This is a genomic window from Tropheryma whipplei str. Twist (assembly GCF_000007485.1).
Classification (GTDB): Bacteria; Actinomycetota; Actinomycetes; order Actinomycetales; family Microbacteriaceae; genus Tropheryma; species Tropheryma whipplei.
The window spans coordinates 1-16,335 of sequence record NC_004572.3 but is presented as its reverse complement, the minus strand read 5'-3'; the positions used below and the strand labels follow the sequence as shown (position 1 = coordinate 16,335).

Here is a 16,335-nt window from a genome sequence, read left to right as displayed (position 1 = left end):
ACGGCGGGAATTACTTATACCGCTGGAAAAGATCACTGGGACTATTGGGTGGTTAGATCAATCGAGGCCGGCTCGAAAGCTGCTCGGATCCGGACCGGTCCTAAAGCCCGCATCAAGGCTATCAATCCCAGATATTTCGTCAGGAGTCAAGTCAAAATCGAATATATCAATATTCTGCCGCAACCGTTCCGCATGCACTGTCTTTGGGAAGACAACATACCCCTTCTGAATATGCCAACGCAAAATGACCTGAGCCGGGGTTTTTCCATATTGCTTTGCTGGGCGCGTCAGTTCCGGGAATGCATCAAGATCCTTAGAAAAACGCGCGAAAGGTCCCCAGGACTCGATTTGTATGCCATCATTTCTGCAAGACAAGACAAGTTCACGCTGTTGAAGCCACGGATGAAGTTCTATTTGGTTTACAGAGGGCAGCGGAAAGCCCGCTTCTTTTATTTTATCGATATGCTCGGACAAAAAATTTGACACACCAACAGACTTGGCACGGCCCGACTCCTTGAGCTCCAATAGCACTTCCCAGACATTTATATACAGCTCACTCGGCGGGCAAGGCCAATGGATAAGATACAAATCAACATAATCAAGTGAGAGGAGGTCAAGGCTGCGCTCGAACGCCTCTCTCGGCTTAGGTTGATCAGAATTCCATAGCTTTGTTGTGACAAAAAACTCCTCACGCTTTATTCCGCTGCTAGCAATAGCGCGGCCAACCTCTCGCTCATTAGCGTAGAGTGAAGCCGTATCGATATGGCGATAGCCCAACTCGATCGCAGACTGAACCACCGAAGATGCCTCGTTGGGAGGAAGCTCATAGGTACCCAATCCAAACTGGGGAATCGATACACCGTCACCCAAGAGAACGCTAGGAACATAAGTCAATACAAACACCACCAATACGAACTAAACACATCAACAAACTCAGTTTACCCCAGGCGCAGTACCCTCAACAACCGTGATCGTGTAAGTTGTACTGTGCGCATATTCAACCTCTCCAGGAACCGCCTTGAAAACAGTCGGCGTGTACACACCTGGCTGAACAGAAGGGCTAACAGCACCATAGAGAGTACCGTTGTCAGGAGATAAAATCAAACCATCGGGTATCCCATTACCGGGTGTGGTTATGTCGACCATGTTTGCCCAATAAACCCAGCCAGGCTTGTGAGGGGGCTTGGGTGGGAACGAGACAGACTCACCCTTCTTAACAGTTATAGATTGAGGGTAAATAATAGGCTCACCAGCAACAAGAATATTCAGATTTGCCGTTACAGAAACAATCTTCAAAACTCCACTGCGAACCTCAAGGCCGTATACGGTAAGCCGGGCGCTATACTCGCCAGGTGGAACAGCTGGGACGCCATAAAGAAGTCCGGCTGGGGAAAGATAAATCCCCTTTGGAAGACCAGTAGCAACCCAGGCTATAGCAGCACCATTCGCACTCAGTGGAAATTTAAAGGGCTTATAGGCCTGCAGCTCAAAGTTCTGGTCATCAACATTAAAATGCATCGGTGACACGAGGAGGGTGTAATACGCAAAATGCGACACTATCTCACCGTGAACTACCTCATCCGCCCAAAGCAGAAAATTGTATACCCCATACTCAACCTCGTATGACACCGTTCCGAATAGCACGCCCGTCTTTGAATCAACAGAAAGACCCATGGGATAGGCAATCCCCGGTGTGGTGCGAGGCTTGCCTGCAAGCCGGAAATTAAAGAGAGAATGCCCGCCGATGATCTTGGCAGGAATCCGCACCGGATCACCCTGTTTAATTTGGGCCAGAACATCACCAAGAACAATCTGCCTGGTCACAGTGATGGTATAAACCGCGCTAGTTGAGCCAGCAGAGGAGGTCACCGATACCCTCGGCTTGTAAACACCCGGCAGTACATCTGACCCGACAGAGCCGGAGATGGTCCCGGTCCCACGGTTGATATCCAGCCCCCGAGGTAGCCCATCGCCGGGGGCCGTTAAGTCCTTGGTGTTTACGGTATACACCGAACCGCGAGCAGCGGCAGGAATGGGTGGTCTATTGAGGCTTTCCCCAATAGCGACAGAAAAAGACTGTGGTTTCAAGGCAGGTGTCGCGAGTACCCATCTGGTTGGAAGTAAGACTGAAACACAAAGAATGCTCAAAACTACAAGACGAAATATTGCCGGTGCACGAACCAAGCCTACCCCTTTTCCTAAACAACCAACGCGCAAAACTGTATCAAAAAATACTGAGAACTCTATGTGAGAAGCTTGCGTAAGCAGGATCGCAAAACCCTTTAGTCGAATATGCAGTCACTGTCAAGAATGACAGAAAGCAGAGGCTAAGAACCTTATCTCTTGGATCTAGACAGCCAAATTATGCCAAGAACGGGAAGTGCCGCGGGAAGAAAAAAATAACCAACCCCATACAACGTCCAGACAGTTGCGGCAATATGATTTCCAGTGCCGAAAAGACCCGGGGCAAAAACGGACAAGGTGCCAATAACAACAACACCAATTAGCTCAATAAACAGCGCGCAATATGCCAAACATCTGAGGGAGTAAACAAGGGACACAAATACGACTAAATAGACAATAGCCGCAAAACCCGAAAGGGAGTAGGCAAGAGGGGCCTCATAAAACCGAGTCGAGATCTGATAAGCGCTCCTGCCAAGCGAAGCCACTGCAAGCAACGCATAGGAGGCAAATAACACCTTAGCCAATCAGAACTGGTTCCCCATTTCTTTCAATCGCCTAATCCTCTCCTCGGTGGGTGGGTGGGTAGAAAAAAGCTTTCTGAAGAACCCCCGGGGCATTGGGTTTGAAATCCACAAATGGGCCATGCTACTGCTCTGTCTTTGCAGCGGTCTTGCATTGCCCTCCAGTTTGGCAAGGGCAGAGGCCAGGGCGGCAGGATATCTTGTTGTCAAGGCGCCGGTTGCATCCGCCAAATACTCCCTTTCCCTGGAAACCGCCAACTGAACCAGCATTGCCGCAATGGGGGCAAGGAGGGAGAAAAATAAGACAATAACAAACGAAAAGGCAGAATTTCCTTCGCGACGATTATCCCCCCAAATTAGAGCCCGAAGGACCATATCTGAAATAAGGCCAACGGCTGAAACGAGGCCAAAAACGATAGTGCTAACCCTTATATCGTAGTTCTTTACATGGCCCATTTCGTGGGCCATGACACCCTCAAGCTCGGAATCATCAAGTATCTCAAGCAGACCGGATGTTGCGGCAACCTTGGCATGTTTTGGGTCGCGGCCTGTTGCAAATGCATTAGGGGCGGGGTCGTCAACAATGTACACCTCCGGCATTGGCAAGCCGGTTGTTATTGATAAATTCTCAACAGTATTCCAGAGGCGCGGGTTGTCGTTCCGGCTAATTTTTCGGGCACCCGACATCAAAACGGCTAAACGTCCAGAGAAAAAATACTGCACACACGCATAGCCCGCTGCTAATAACAAGATAAAAAGAAAAAATGACATACCGAGGAATCTGCCGGCAAGCAGGCCAAAACCCCCACAAGCCAGTATGAAAACAAACAATATCAAAAAGGTATTGATTTTGTTTCTCGCAATAAAGCTGTACATCAAATACTCACATCAAAACATTCGGCTCTGTTCATTTGCCTAGAAAACAATCTTCGGGGGAGACTGAAGGGCCTCTGATCGCTCAACATCAAAAAACTCACGAGTACTAAACTTAGCAATCCTAGCCACGATATTAGACGGAAAAACCCCAATAAGGGTATTCAAATCACGCACTCCGCCATTATAGAACCTGCGTGACGCCTGTATTTTGTTCTCGGTATCAGTCAGCTGCGCCTGAAGGTCGAGAAAGTTTTGACTTGCCTGCAGTTGTGGATACGCCTCGGCAACGGCAAAAATACTCTTCAAGGCAGCCTGAAGTTGATTGTCGGCCGCTGCCGCTTCGGCAACCCCGCTAGCACCAATACTTGCTGCCCGAGCAAGGGTAACCTGTTTAAAAACCGATTTCTCATGGGATGCATAGCCCTTTACAGTCTCAATAAGAGAAGGAATTAGATCGGCACGCCGCTTGAGCTGAACCGTGATATCACTCCACGCCTCGTCGACACGCACATTGTACGCAACCAGGCGATTATAGGCAACCCAGGCAAAAATCGCAATAACAACAATGGCCAATGCAAGGCCCAGGGTGACCCATAGAAAAACCCCGTCCATTTAAAACCTCCGCAAATACAAACACCTTAGTCATTGAATCAAACAAGCCTTGAAATACCCTGAGAGGCACGAAGCGGGCAACAAACCCCAGCATGCACGAGCCTCTTAGCGTACACGAGTATTGTAAACAACAATGGGCAGATCACGGGATATTCCCGGGGCCTTGTTGAAACCTGATATGTATAACCAATTTCCCAAAATGCGAAAACCCCATTCGGAAACTGCAGACTCTGGGTGAAATTGCACACCATACATTGGTGCCGTCCGGTGTTCAAGTGCCATAACTTCGCCACAGTCTGCTCTGGCTATTACCCTCAATGCTTGCGGCACCTTTGTAACAGTAAGTGAGTTGTACCTTGTTGCGGTAAAAGCAGTGGGGAGGTCCTTGAATATGGCGCTGGGCCGAGGGCGCACCGTAACCAACTTTCCGTGCATAATCCTTCCGGAAGGCCCTATGTCACCGCCAAACGCGACGGCAAGGGCCTGATGGCCCAAGCAAACCCCAAGAAGTGGGGTAGAGGTAGAGTAAGCAGCTCGAATGACAGAAAGGGTGATGCCGCTTTCCTCGGGGGTGCCGGGGCCGGGTGAGATGAGAGCTGCGTCATGCACACCCAGCATAGACTCAACCGAATGACAATTGTTATCACTCCGCACAACACTGGTTGTTACCCCAAGTTGCTGCAGATAATTTACAAGCGTGTAGATAAAGCTGTCGTGGTTGTCAATAACCAAGACTTTGAACATAACGGTATATATAATAGGGGTATCTCAAGGCGCGCAGTCTCTGCCCTTAGGAGTTCATGAGCAGAAAAAAACACGAGTCCAGCGAAAATAACCCCGTGTGGTTTCCGACAATTATGTTCGGGCTTATGGGCACCGGGGCTGTGTGGATGGTTCTGTTCTACATTTCCAACGGCGCCTTGCCTCTGCCGGCGGTCGGAACATGGAATATCCTCATAGCGTTCGGAATAATCATGGCCGGATTTGCAATGATGTCACGCTGGAAGTAATACGACCCCTGAGCCCAGGCGATAGGCCGCTTCGGGGTTAGGCGTACAGCAGGTACGGTCTCGTTGCAATTACTCCAATGAGCAGAATGACCTGTGCCCCAAGCAATAATGGATTCCTGCGCTTTATGGCCCACGCTGCAACAAAACCTGATAAAAGACCCCCGATATGTGCTTGCCAGGATACCCCGGGAAGTAAAAACGAAATGATCAAGTTCAGGCCGACAATCCCCCATAACTGTCCCGAGTCAATGCGCAACACAATAAATGCCGCAAGAAGGCCGAATATACCGCCCGAGGCCCCCAGTGTCAGGGTGTTATAAGGCTGAAGATACACAATACCCACAGCAGCACCCAGGCCACTTATGAAATAGAGCGCCAAAAAGCGCCATGAGCCTATTCGCTGCTCCAGGTTACTGCCCAACCACCACAGAGAGTACATGTTGAACAGGAGGTGAAGCGGTGTAAAGGTTGAATGCAAGAACATGCTGGTAAAAATCCTCCACGGCTGCAGGCTGTCCGGAAACACATACGCCCCCGCGAAGGCAAGACTTGTGGTTACACCGGAACCCAGAAGCATCTGCAATAGCCACAAAAAAATGCACAGAGTAATTATGGTTGCAGTGGCCGGAGGATAAGCACGAAGCCTTCGCCAGATAATCATAAACCTCGCGAACACCCTCCGATATTAACCACGAAAAAGCAAGGGGGCACAAAAGGAGCGAGCCATACAAAAGCCACCCGGACCGTACAATTAGCTTGTAACACAATTATATCCGCGGTCGTCACCGATATTGAAGGTTGTGCTTGGAATGGGTGTTTGCTACATATATGGTGCCGGTGAGCACTTTACACCCCCCGAAGAAGTGGGGATGCACGACTTGGTTATCGCGGCTGATGGCGGCTTGATGCAGCTCAAGAAGCATGGTGCGCGCATTGATCTCTATGTCGGCGACCTTGATTCAATTGAGTCTATTCCAATAAACATTGATCGGGTGATTTTGCCCAGAGAAAAAGATAAAACTGACATGATGCAGGCAGCCCTGATTGGTGCCGAGCGGGGCTTTAGAACTTTTTGCATATTTGGGGGTACCGGTGGGCGGCTTGACCATACCATTGGAAATATCCAGCTACTGGCCGAACTGACAAATATGGGATATAGCGTGTTTATTGTCGGGAAGTATGATGTGGTGACAGCGATCCGAAACAATGAGATTTACTTTCCGTCGCATTTCACCGGCAATATCTCAATCTTCCCGCACTCCGGCGATGCCAGCGGGGTTTATGAGGAGGGGCTAAAATATGCCCTGAACAACGCACATATACCGGGTACCTTTAATGGTGTTAGCAATGAGTTTGTGGGGGTGAAGAGCAGGGTTGCGGTCGAGTCTGGCATGCTTCTTGTGGTGTACGAGCGCCAAGGCGGCAGAATGCATTTGAACATTTCGACGTGTGCGATGACGGCAGGAAATCAAATACAAAAACCAAGCGGTTGAGATGTCATATCCAACATTATGGGCGATCCGATTCCAGTTCTACAGACCCGACTGCACGGCCCGACTGTATGCCAGACCTGACTGCATGGCTAGCCAGTTACCGGATCTGGGTAGCCAAAAAGATTTCTGTTATGAGACAAATGTTGCAGAGACAAAAATGTTGCAGGCCATAAATGCACAGCAAAACAGAATGGGATCTGGTGGAGATGAGGGGAATCGAACCCCCGACCTCCTGCTTGCAAAGCAGGCGCTCTGCCTAACTGAGCTACATCCCCAAGCAAGAACAAGTGGGGTTACCAGGACTTGAACCTGGGGCCTCTTCATTATCAGTGAAGCGCTCTAACCATCTGAGCTATAACCCCAAATCAGCGATAGAAAGTAAATCGCAAACCCCCTGTAATCCGGGCAATAACATTGTAGATCACAGAAAAAATAATTGCACCGGTTGTGAATGTAAAGACATTGGTTCCGGCCAAAATCAAAGAAAAAATTAACACAGTCCACGGGCTTATAGCGTTACTCAGGGTGAAATCTGCAGGGGCACCCTCAGGCGTGCCACCGACAGCGCTAATGTTGAACACCCCAGCAAAATTTAGAAACATATAAAGCATCAAAATAAGTAAGAACATAACTACCGAAAAGGCAAGCGAGAACACAAAGGCAGTCCTGGCTGCGGAGACAACGTTAATCGACCCAAGGCGGAGAACCGCCTGTGAGGAGGAGCTTTTTACAAGCTTTGTATTCACCCCTGCCCTTCCAGGTCATCGCATTTCTCTGCTATCGTCATGGCCAGAATTTTATCCCCGTCAGACATGCGGACAAAAACGACCCCGGTAGTATATCGAAGAGTTGGGGAGACCTCGGCAACAGATGAGCGAATAACCTTACCGCTTGCAAGAATTACAAGAACCTCATCATCGTCATTGACAACGAGCATGTCAGCAAGTACGCCCTTTTGCTCGGTTATGTTTGCAACCCGTACGCCAATCCCGCCCCGGGCCTGAAGTTTGTAATCACCAACCCTAGAGCGCTTTGCATAACCCCTCTCGCTGACAACAAATATATAGCTGTCGTCCGAAAGAATCAGCTCAGCTGAAAGAAGGAGATCGTTTTCGCGAAGAGATATACCCTTTACGCCGTATGATCCCCTAGATAAGGGGCGCAATGTACCGGATTTAAACCTGAGCGATCTGGCATTTTTTGTAACCAGTATGATGTCCTGATCACTTCTTGCAAGCACTGCAGATACAAGCTTATCTCCGGGCCGAAGCTTTATTGCTATAACACCAGTGCTAAGCGATGTATCGTACTCTTTAAGGGTTGTTTTTTTCACATATCCATCTTTAGTGGCCAAAACAAGGCTTGTATCCTCGCTATCAAAATTAGAGACAGATAAAATCCTGGTCACCGCCTCATTCGGTTTTAGCGGAAGAAGATTTGCAACATGCTGACCACGAGCCTCCCTGCTTGCCTCCGGGACTTCATAGGCTTTTGCGCGATAAACCCTCCCTGTATTGGTAAAAAACATGAGCCAGTTGTGTGTTGTTGTAGAGATAAACTGCAGCACGACATCATCAGCCTTAACTTGGGCGCCTTTTACGCCGCGACCACCCCTATGTTGAGACCTATACTGATCAATACGTGTTCGTTTTATATAACCACAGCGGGTCATAACAACAACTACAGGTTCCACCGGAATCAGGTCTTCAATAGACACCGACCCATCAAACCCCCGAATTATTTCTGTGCGTCGTGCGTCTGAGTGTTTTTGACCTATTTCCCTCAATTCTTCTGCAATAACCTGGCACTGGGCGGTCTTGTCAGAAAGAATCTTCCTGAAGCTGGATATTAGCTCTTCTATTTCTCTTGCCTCAGAGATAATCCTTTGTCGCTCGAGGGCGGCAAGGCGCCGCAACTGAAGATCAAGGATTGCACGAGCCTGTGTTTCGTCTATTTTCAGGAGCGCCATAAGGTTAGACTGAGCCTCCTCGGCGCTCTTAGAAGATCGAATGAGCTGTATAACCTCGTCGATCTGGTCCAGAGCCCTTAGATAGGCCCTGAGAATATGCGCGCGCTGCTCGGCCCTGGCAAGCCTGAAGGTAGTGCGCCGGACGATGACTTCTATTTGGTGTTCAACCCATAAACGAATGAACGAACAGAGGGAAAGGGTTCTGGGTGCCCCGTCAACAATCGCAAGCATATTGACCCCAAAGTTCTCTTGAAGCTGTGTATGTTTGTATAGGCTATTCAGAACCACCCGAGCGACAGCATCTCGCTTGAGGACGATTATCAACCGCTGGCCGGTTCTACCGCTTGTTTCATCCCGAATATCAGCAATTCCCGAAAGTTTATTTTCCTTAACGAGAGAGGCTATCTTTAAAGCCAAATTATCCGGATTGACTTGATAAGGAAGTTCGCGCACAACAAGGCAGGTCCTTCCGTCTATTTCTTCAATATCAACAACGCCTCGCATAACCACGCTGCCGCGGCCCGTGAGATAGGCGTCTTTTATGCCTCCGGTGTCCAACACCGTAGCACCGGTGGGAAAATCGGGACCTTTTATTCTTTCCAGAAGAGCTTCTGTCAACTCCTCATCTGTTGCATCCGGATTTTCGAGGCACCACAGAGCACCGGCCGACACCTCGGCAAGGTTATGCGGCGGGATATTGGTTGCCATACCAACCGCAATACCGACTGAGCCATTAACCAAAAGATTGGGAAAGCGGCACGGCATAACTGTGGGTTCAACGCTTTCGCCATCATAATTTGGGGAAAAATCAACAGTATCCTCATCAATATCCCTGACCATCTCAATCGCGAGTGTGGCCATTTTCGTTTCTGTGTAACGAGGGGCGGCAGCGCCATCATTGCCCGGAGAGCCAAAGTTCCCCTGGCCCTGCGCAAGCGGATAGCGCATGGCCCACGGCTGCACAAGACGGACAAGTGCGTCATAAATTGCCGCATCCCCATGAGGATGAAATTGACCCATAACATCGCCGACAACCCTGGCACATTTTGAAAAAGCCTTTTCTGGTCTATAACCCCCTTTGTACATCGCGTACAAAACCCTGCGATGTACGGGCTTAAGACCATCCCGGACGTCGGGTAAGGCACGACCGATTATAACGCTCATGGCGTAGTCGAGATACGACCGCTGCATCTCCTCGCGAAGATCTACTTGGTTAATATTTTGCTCAGACAATATCTATATATCCAAAAAGCGAACATCTCTGGCGTTGTGCTGGATGAACTTACGACGAGAGTCGACATCCTCCCCCATAAGCACAGAAAAAATCTCATCAGCTAACGTAACGTCGTCAACGGTAATCTGGCGGAGGGTGCGAGTTGCCGGATTCATGGTGGTGTCCCACAGCTCTCTATAATTCATTTCTCCAAGGCCCTTGTATCGCTGAATTGCGTTTTCTTTTGGTATCTTTTTTCCGGAGAGCTTACCTTCTGCGAGCTTCTTATCTCTTTCTCTGTCGCTAAAAACATAGTCGTGCTCGGAATTACTCCACTTAATCCTGTACAAGGGGGGGTGAGCCAAATACACATAACCACTCTCTATAAGTGGCCTCATATACCTGAACAGGAGTGTGAGCAGAAGTGTGGTTATATGCTGGCCATCGACATCTGCATCGGACATAAGAATTATTTTGTGGTAGCGAGCCTTTGATTCGTCAAAATCCTCAGCTATACCAGAACCGAAAGCCGTGAGCATAGCCTGTATTTCAGAATTTGCAATAGCCTTGTCGAGCCTTGCCTTTTCAACATTAAGTATTTTTCCCCTGAGCGGTAAAACGGCCTGGGTGAGCGGATCCCTGCCCTGTATTGCAGACCCACCTGCGGAATCCCCCTCAACAATAAAAAGTTCTGAAACGGCCGGGTCCTTTGCCTGACACTCCTTCAGCTTGCCTGGCATTGAAACAGACTCGAATAAACCCCGCTTTCTCGAGGCCTCTCTGGCGCGCTTAGCTGCCAATCTAGCCTCAGCCGCAAGAAGGGCTTTTGAAATAATCACCTTTGCCTGAGCGGGGTGACTGTCAAACCAATCCCACAGATAAGAGTTCACCTCGTGGTGAACATAGCCACGCATTTCTGTATTGCCAAGCTTTGTTTTTGTTTGACCCTCAAACTGTGGTTCGCCAAGCTTAACAGAGATAATTGCTGTAAGCCCTTCCCTAATATCCTCACCCTGAAGGCTTTCGTCCTTTTCCTTTAGAAAACCTTTCTCGCGTGCATAACGGTTTACGAGCGATGTGAGTGCTGCCCTGAAGCCCTCTTCGTGTGTACCGCCCTCATGGGTGTTAATTGTGTTCGCAAATGTATATATATTCTCGGTCGAAGACGAGGTCCACCGCATCGCAACCTCAAGGGACATCAGGCGATCCTTGTTCTCTGCCTGAAAGTGAATTATTTCTTCATGAAGAGGTTCATGTTTTCTTATGCGGTTTTGATACATAACATAGTCAAACAGACCGTTTTGATAACAGTAAGTCTCGTTGTTAGTCGGGCTGTCCACCCTCTCGTCTGTTATGGAGACAGTAAGGCCGCTATTCAGGAAGGCCATCTGTTGCAGGCGAGAGCGCAGCACTTCATATTCAAAACAAACGGTTTCAAAAATATCATCATCAGGCCAAAAGGTAATTGCCGTTCCGGTAGCATTGGTTTCTTCACATCTTTCAAGTGCAGCAGTGGGGTTACCGCCCTCATAATTTTGTCTAAAAACAAAACCCTGTCTTGAGACCTCAACATACAGTCTCTTAGACAACGCATTCACAACAGAGCTTCCAACGCCATGCAAACCGCCGGAAACGGAGTATCCTCCACTACCGAATTTTCCGCCAGCGTGAAGGGTTGTGAGAACAACCTGAACTGTGGAAACCCCCTCTTTAGGATGAATATCAACAGGGATGCCCCTGCCGTTATCCGTCACCCTAACCCCGCCGTCTGCGAGAATAGCAACATTTATTTTTGTGCAATAGCCAGCAAGGGCTTCGTCTACTGAATTATCAACAAGCTCATATACCAAATGGTGTAAACCCCGGGACCCGGTACTGCCTATGTACATACCCGGTCTTCGCCGAACGGCTTCTAAACCCTCGAGAACCTGTATCTGATCAGCGCCATATGCGGGCTCGGGTGTGTCAACCATGCAAGCAGAACTCCTAAAGGACCTTAACGCAAGATTCTATCATTCGTAGTGTTTATCCACGTTTCTGACAAGCTTCGGGCCAAAATAACCCCTCCTTGATTCGGGTGGAACAAAAATCAACTTCTCAAGATTAAGATCTGGGTACCGGTCATTAAGTTTTTTTATAATATCCTCACTATAAACCCTGAAGCTTAATGCAATGGCCCTAGATAAACACGAAATAACTAGTTCACCTTTACGGGTTATTTCAACAACCTCTGTATTCCTCGCTCCAAAATCGCCGACCACTTCTGGCCAAATATTGCTTATGTTATTCCCTTTTAAACAGTTGTTACAATCAAATTTCTTTATAAAATCGCCAACTAAGTTAGACACCCAAACCGGGTCTCGGCCTGGATCAAACGGGTTACTGCTGAAATCCTGAATTGGCCTACAATAACCTGCCGTATTTGAGATTTTAAGGTACTGATTCACACAGTTTCTTATAATTCTAGAATTGATAGTTACCCCTTTTTGTTTTCGCTGAACACTTTTCCCTCTTCTACCACAAGGGTTTGAGATGTTCTGTAATTATCGGAATTATCGGTTGTTGTTACAATCGTCTGTTCATAGCTAAACACTTCCTGTGCGAGTTTTTGTTTTCGATATGAATCAAGATGAGCAAAGACATCATCGAGTATTACAACAGGATCTGGGTCGTAAAGTCTTTTAGTTTCCCTCATAAGCTCTATAAGGGAAAGTTTCATAGACAGCGCAAGGGTCCATGATTCTCCCTGGCTTGATTGACTTCTTGCCGGACAAGAATTTAAGAGAATATCAACGTTATCTCTATGTGGTCCAGCAAGGGTTACACCTTCTTCTATTTCTCTGTCTCTCAATAGATCGAATGTATCTATAAGGCAATCTGAAGATTGGCAGAATAATTCAGCTGTGCTACTCACCCCCGCAAGTTTTGAATAAAATTCGCTAATTTTTGGATTTAAAATCTTTAGTAATCTTTTTCGAGCATTTACTATTTCCAGGCCAAGCTCCACCAACTTCTGTGTCCAAATATCCAGGAGGTCGCTTTTGCATGATGATTTTCTAAAGCTCTTTAACAGAGAGTTTCTCTGCTTTAATGTTCTGTCATATGCAGAATAAATGTCCAGCATCATGGGGCGAGCCCTGCAGATAATATCATCCAGATATTTTCTTCTGTGTCCGGGATCTCCCTTTACTAGATCTATATCCTCTGGGGAGAATATTACACAGCTAAAGACAGAAACAAGGTCCCTGAGTTTCGAAGGCTTACCGTCTACTTTTAGGATGTTATTCGAATTGCAAGATATACCAATGTATACATTTCGGGTTCCGTATTTAGACTGAATTTTTGCAGATATCTCTGCTTTCTGTTCTCCCGATTTTATAAGAGGCTGGTTTTTGTATGTCCTGTGAGATCCGAAACCCGACAGAAAATAGATTGCCTCAGCAAGGTTGGTCTTTCCCTGGCCATTATCACCCCTTATAAGGTTGAGACCATCAGTAAATGAAATACTTTGGTACTCATAATTTCGAAAATTCCTTAGGTTTATATGAGAAATCAAATTATTTTGCAAATAAATTTGGCTGTAAAAGGTACTTAAAGTCTATTTTTTCTTTATTGGATAATTTTGGTGTTATAAGAACAGGTCCTGGCCTATTTTTAACGCTTGGCTTTGTGAATGCAACCTTTATAAAGTCCTCTTGACAAGCAATAAGTCCGTCGCATAAAAACTGCGGCCTCAACATAATACTTATTTCGTCACCAAATAGTTCACACTCAACCTTTTCACTTGCAAGTGCTATCCCTGAGCCTTTTATCGTAACTGTATTTTTTACAAAAGAAAACTCAATTGGCTCATCTCTCTCAACTACGACAGAGACCCTTTTTGTCGATTCCAGGAAATCACTTGTTTTCAGGATTGCATAATGACCTGTTTCTTCTGTAAATAGCTTTGCAACTGGCGGATAATTCCCCGAGATTAAGAGCGACGTTACTGTCTTATTTCCCGATTCAAATCCGATAACTTTATTTTCTCCGTCATTTTTTATAAAAACTGATATTTCACTTTCCAAATTCCCGAGCGTTTTTGAAACCTCAAAAAGGGTTTTAGACGACACAATAACAGATGAATCAGATGGATGTCCAGATACGCTATTTAAGGTCTTCACCGCGACTCTATAACGGTCTGTTCCTGTTAGTTCAATTGATTCATTAGAAAGTCTTAGGTTTATTCCTGTTATAACTGCGCTTATATCATCTTTTGCGGCCGATGTTGTAACCTGCGAGACTGATTTAACAAAATCTTCAGAAGGTATCCTATACTGCTCTGCATTCTCAAGGTTAGGTAGTGGCGGATACTCTGCTATCGGCATTAGATTAAGTATGTAATTTACAGGTCCGCAGGTAAGAGAAATTTTTTCATCTTCTTTGCTTATCTCTACTGGTTCATCAGGCAATTTCTGCGAAATACTACTAATAAGAGTTCCCGGTACTAAGACCTTTCCGCCTTCTATTACATTTGCGCTGAATTCGACTTTTGCTGATGTCTCGTAATTAAAAGTTGAAAGAGTAACTTTCTCATTCTTTGCCTCAATTAACATCCCAGACAGTATTGGTGATGGAGGTCTTGCAGGAATCATACGGGTTACGAAATTTACCGAGGAACTAAGGAGACCTCTATCGACAATCAGCTTCATATTTTCCCAATCTGATCAGAAGAGTCTCATTCTATCTAATGAATTATTTGCTTTTTTACACTAAGGTTTCAGTTACTGCTTAAGCATTATTCTCCCGTAAAAGAATTTAAAAATCATATTAATAAGTGCTGTTGAAAATGTGGAAAACTGTGTTGAATACTCTATCCAAAAGGTAAGAACAATAGTGTTATTTGTTTATAGCCTCAGGAGAATTAACTAAAAACGGGTAGTTTTTCCACAAAATCGTAATAATTCTTAGATAATTATCAACCAGATATAAAAGTTTTCCACAGTAAATTATTTTTTTCAACAGAGTTTTCCACAGTAAATTATCTCCTCAAAATAAACTGCGTGAGCTTGTATATATCACTAAATGTTTTTCTATCTTTTCCTATCAAATCACTTATTCTTCTCGTTGCATAGATTATTGTGCTGTGATCTCTTCCGAAGATATAACCAAGTTTTGGAAGAGATACATCTGTCAGTTCTCTGCATAAATACATTGCAATTTGCCTCGCGATAGATATATTTGCAACGCGTGAATTCCCGCAAAGATCTGAAGCGGCTAGGTCGTAATGTTTTGCGGTAATCTCGATTATTTCGATTGGGTCTATTTTGTCACCCCTTTGTGCACCAAGGTCCTCTAGTACTTTTTGCGCAAGTGTCATGTTAATTTCTTCTTTATTGAAACTTGCAAGCGCAAATATTCTCAAAAGGGCACCTTCAAGCTCTCGAACACTGCTGCTAAAGCAACTTGCGATATATGTGAGTATTTCCATTGATACTTCTTTTTTCTCGTTCTGACATTTCTTCTGAAGAATGGCGATTCGTGTTTCGAGATCGGGTTTTTGTATATCACACACTAAACCGCATTCGAATCGTGATCTCATTCTGTCTTCAAAGCCCATTAATTGCTTTGGAGGTAAGTCGCTTGAGATAACAAGCTGCCTGCTCGAATTATGGAGGGAGTTGAATGTATGGAAAAAGGATTCCTGAGTTTCCTGTTTCTTTTGCAAAAATTGGATATCGTCAACCATAAGAATGTCTATTTGACGATATTTTTCCTGGAACTTTTGGCTTGTTCCAGAAGAAATGGAATTTATAAAGTCATTTGTAAAGTCTTCTGAAGAAACGTATTTAATTCTGAGGGACGGAAATAAGAATTTTGCATAATTACCTATCGAGTGTAGGAGGTGTGTTTTTCCAACCCCAGAGTCTCCGTATATAAAAAGGGGGTTGAACGATTTTCCAGGCCTTTCTGCCGCAGAAATTGATGCCGCTCGAGCAAGTTCATTTGATTTTCCTACAACGAAATTATCAAATGTAAACCTTGGATTAACGCCTGTTGTTGGGTGATGGTTGTTTGGACCTCCGCCAAAGTTTACCCGTGTGTTTTGATCGAAGAAATTTGGGATAACCGGCTTTGTGTGATCTATAAGGGCAAAATCTTCCTCTTCCATAGACTGGACAAGGTCATTAATTTCTTCAGTTATTTCCTTTTCAAGAACATCCGGGGAGATTGTTATTTTTATCTCTTTTATACTTGGGTAAGAGTCAAGAATAGTCTTTTTTGTTGCATCGTATACCTCAATATCATCCATAACAGAGGCAAGATGGCTATTTGGGAAAGTTATTATGAGACTTTCCCCCTCTATCGAAGGTGACGCTTTCTTGAGGTAACCTATTACACGAGGGGAAGAGAAAAAACCTTCTAAGTTTCGGACAGCCTTTATCCAGACTTCCTGTGGATTTAGGGTTTTGTTCAC

At 46.0% G+C, this 16,335-nt stretch carries 16 protein-coding genes and 2 tRNA genes; 2 read left to right on the top strand and 16 right to left on the bottom strand.

Features of this window, described 5'->3' with window-relative positions; translation table 11 throughout:
- Positions 1 to 57: 57 nt before the first annotated feature.
- From TWT_RS00090 to TWT_RS00065, 6 genes are all read right to left on the bottom strand, one after another.
- The gene (locus TWT_RS00090) at positions 58 to 894 is read right to left on the bottom strand and encodes an aldo/keto reductase (RefSeq protein WP_230440396.1); all 837 of its coding nucleotides are present in this window, start codon (positions 892 to 894) and stop codon (positions 58 to 60) included.
- 39 nt (positions 895 to 933) lie between these two features.
- The gene (locus tag TWT_RS00085) at positions 934 to 2,184 is read right to left on the bottom strand and encodes an Ig domain-containing protein (RefSeq protein WP_237696846.1); all 1,251 of its coding nucleotides are present in this window, start codon (positions 2,182 to 2,184) and stop codon (positions 934 to 936) included.
- 152 nt (positions 2,185 to 2,336) lie between these two features.
- Positions 2,337 to 2,699 carry a hypothetical protein gene (locus tag TWT_RS00080; RefSeq protein WP_237696877.1) on the bottom strand — a complete coding sequence of 121 codons (363 nt, stop codon included), beginning with the start codon at positions 2,697 to 2,699 and terminating at the stop codon, positions 2,337 to 2,339.
- A gap of 9 nt (positions 2,700 to 2,708) precedes the next feature.
- Positions 2,709 to 3,584, bottom strand: a complete 876-nt coding sequence (locus tag TWT_RS00075; RefSeq protein WP_011102296.1) for a M48 family metalloprotease — start codon at positions 3,582 to 3,584, stop codon at positions 2,709 to 2,711.
- Between the two features lie 36 nt (positions 3,585 to 3,620).
- Positions 3,621 to 4,193 carry a LemA family protein gene (locus TWT_RS00070; protein WP_011095985.1) on the bottom strand — a complete coding sequence of 191 codons (573 nt, stop codon included), beginning with the start codon at positions 4,191 to 4,193 and terminating at the stop codon, positions 3,621 to 3,623.
- Positions 4,194 to 4,298: 105 nt separating this feature from the next.
- Complete coding sequence (locus TWT_RS00065) at positions 4,299 to 4,937, bottom strand: anthranilate synthase component II (protein WP_011102295.1); 639 nt, start codon at positions 4,935 to 4,937, stop codon at positions 4,299 to 4,301.
- Between the two features lie 56 nt (positions 4,938 to 4,993).
- On the opposite strand from TWT_RS00065, the gene crgA reads away from it, so the two are divergent.
- Positions 4,994 to 5,203, top strand: a complete 210-nt coding sequence (gene crgA / locus TWT_RS00060; RefSeq protein WP_011095983.1) for a cell division protein CrgA — start codon at positions 4,994 to 4,996, stop codon at positions 5,201 to 5,203.
- Between the two features lie 37 nt (positions 5,204 to 5,240).
- Here the strand turns inward: crgA and TWT_RS00055 are convergent, their stop codons facing one another.
- Complete coding sequence (locus tag TWT_RS00055) at positions 5,241 to 5,879, bottom strand: rhomboid family intramembrane serine protease (protein ID WP_011102294.1); 639 nt, start codon at positions 5,877 to 5,879, stop codon at positions 5,241 to 5,243.
- Positions 5,880 to 6,003: 124 nt separating this feature from the next.
- Here TWT_RS00055 and TWT_RS00050 point away from each other — a divergent pair, with 124 nt between their 5' ends.
- Positions 6,004 to 6,696, top strand: a complete 693-nt coding sequence (locus TWT_RS00050; RefSeq protein ID WP_155105152.1) for a thiamine diphosphokinase — start codon at positions 6,004 to 6,006, stop codon at positions 6,694 to 6,696.
- A gap of 198 nt (positions 6,697 to 6,894) precedes the next feature.
- Here TWT_RS00050 and TWT_RS00045 read toward each other — a convergent pair.
- The 9 genes from TWT_RS00045 to dnaA all read right to left on the bottom strand — a co-directional run bounded on the left by TWT_RS00045 (position 6,895) and on the right by dnaA (position 16,335).
- A tRNA-Ala gene (locus TWT_RS00045) sits at positions 6,895 to 6,971 on the bottom strand.
- A 13-nt stretch (positions 6,972 to 6,984) separates the two neighbouring features.
- Positions 6,985 to 7,058, bottom strand: a tRNA-Ile gene (locus TWT_RS00040).
- A gap of 3 nt (positions 7,059 to 7,061) precedes the next feature.
- Positions 7,062 to 7,442 (bottom strand): DUF3566 domain-containing protein, encoded by a 381-nt coding sequence (locus TWT_RS00035; protein WP_011095980.1) that lies wholly within the window; start codon positions 7,440 to 7,442, stop codon positions 7,062 to 7,064.
- Positions 7,439 to 9,898 (bottom strand): DNA gyrase subunit A, encoded by a 2,460-nt coding sequence (gene gyrA / locus TWT_RS00030; RefSeq protein ID WP_011095979.1) that lies wholly within the window; start codon positions 9,896 to 9,898, stop codon positions 7,439 to 7,441. The genes TWT_RS00035 and gyrA overlap by 4 nt, the downstream gene beginning before the upstream one ends.
- 3 nt (positions 9,899 to 9,901) lie before the next feature.
- The gene (gyrB, locus tag TWT_RS00025; protein ID WP_011095978.1) at positions 9,902 to 11,851 is read right to left on the bottom strand and encodes a DNA topoisomerase (ATP-hydrolyzing) subunit B; all 1,950 of its coding nucleotides are present in this window, start codon (positions 11,849 to 11,851) and stop codon (positions 9,902 to 9,904) included.
- Between the two features lie 39 nt (positions 11,852 to 11,890).
- Positions 11,891 to 12,325, bottom strand: coding sequence for a DciA family protein (locus TWT_RS00020; protein WP_011095977.1), 435 nt, complete (start codon positions 12,323 to 12,325; stop codon positions 11,891 to 11,893).
- 29 nt (positions 12,326 to 12,354) lie between these two features.
- Complete coding sequence (gene recF, locus TWT_RS00015) at positions 12,355 to 13,434, bottom strand: DNA replication/repair protein RecF (protein WP_230453554.1); 1,080 nt, start codon at positions 13,432 to 13,434, stop codon at positions 12,355 to 12,357.
- A 1-nt stretch (position 13,435) separates the two neighbouring features.
- Positions 13,436 to 14,569 carry a DNA polymerase III subunit beta gene (gene dnaN / locus TWT_RS00010; RefSeq protein WP_011095975.1) on the bottom strand — a complete coding sequence of 378 codons (1,134 nt, stop codon included), beginning with the start codon at positions 14,567 to 14,569 and terminating at the stop codon, positions 13,436 to 13,438.
- Between the two features lie 329 nt (positions 14,570 to 14,898).
- Complete coding sequence (gene dnaA / locus TWT_RS00005; protein ID WP_011095974.1) at positions 14,899 to 16,335, bottom strand: chromosomal replication initiator protein DnaA; 1,437 nt, start codon at positions 16,333 to 16,335, stop codon at positions 14,899 to 14,901.

Excerpts from the sequence above, each read along its gene's own strand:
- TWT_RS00070 (WP_011095985.1), bottom strand. The coding sequence starts at position 4,193 with ATGGACGGGGTTTTTCTATGGGTCACCCTGGGCCTTGCATTGGCCATT.
- TWT_RS00065 (WP_011102295.1), bottom strand. The coding sequence starts at position 4,937 with ATGTTCAAAGTCTTGGTTATTGACAACCACGACAGCTTTATCTACACG.
- crgA (WP_011095983.1), top strand. The coding sequence starts at position 4,994 with ATGAGCAGAAAAAAACACGAGTCCAGCGAAAATAACCCCGTGTGGTTT.
- gyrB (WP_011095978.1), bottom strand. The coding sequence starts at position 11,851 with ATGGTTGACACACCCGAGCCCGCATATGGCGCTGATCAGATACAGGTT.
- dnaN (WP_011095975.1), bottom strand. The coding sequence starts at position 14,569 with ATGAAGCTGATTGTCGATAGAGGTCTCCTTAGTTCCTCGGTAAATTTC.